Consider the following 510-nt stretch of genomic DNA (forward strand, 5'->3'; position numbering starts at 1 on the left):
ATATCAAAAGGAAAAGAACATGCAAAACTACCTGACGCCCAATTTCTCATTCGCCCCCATGATTCCGGAACGCGCGCTCGGCAGCCGGGTTTGGGATACCGAAGGACGAGAATACATTGACCTGTCAGGCGGCATTGCTGTGAACGCGCTGGGGCATTGCCATCCCGATTTGGTCGCGGCCTTGGCCGAACAATCGCAAAAACTCTGGCACATTTCTAATATCTATACCACCCAACCGGCACAAGAATTGGCCAAAAAACTGGTCGAAAACACCTTTACCGACAAAGTGTTTTTCTGCAACTCCGGCGCAGAGGCCAATGAAGCCGCGTTGAAATTGGCGCGCAAATACGGACGCGATTATTTTGGCGAACACAAAACCGAAATCATCTCCTGCCTCAACAGCTTCCACGGCCGCACCCTGTTTACCGTTTCCGTCGGCGGCCAGCCCAAATACAGCAAAGACTACGCGCCGCTGCCGTCAGATATTACCCATGTTCCATTTAATGATAT

The 510-nt window shown here is 51.4% G+C and carries 1 protein-coding gene; it reads left to right on the plus strand.

The window, feature by feature from the left end; all coding sequences use genetic code 11:
• Nucleotides 1–19 precede the first annotated feature (19 nt).
• Nucleotides 20–510, plus strand: a 491-nt coding sequence (locus ACTHUR_RS18550) for an aminotransferase class III-fold pyridoxal phosphate-dependent enzyme (protein WP_440400240.1), incomplete at its 3' end; no start/stop codon positions are given.

The organism is Neisseria sp. P0021.S007 (genome assembly GCF_051956855.1).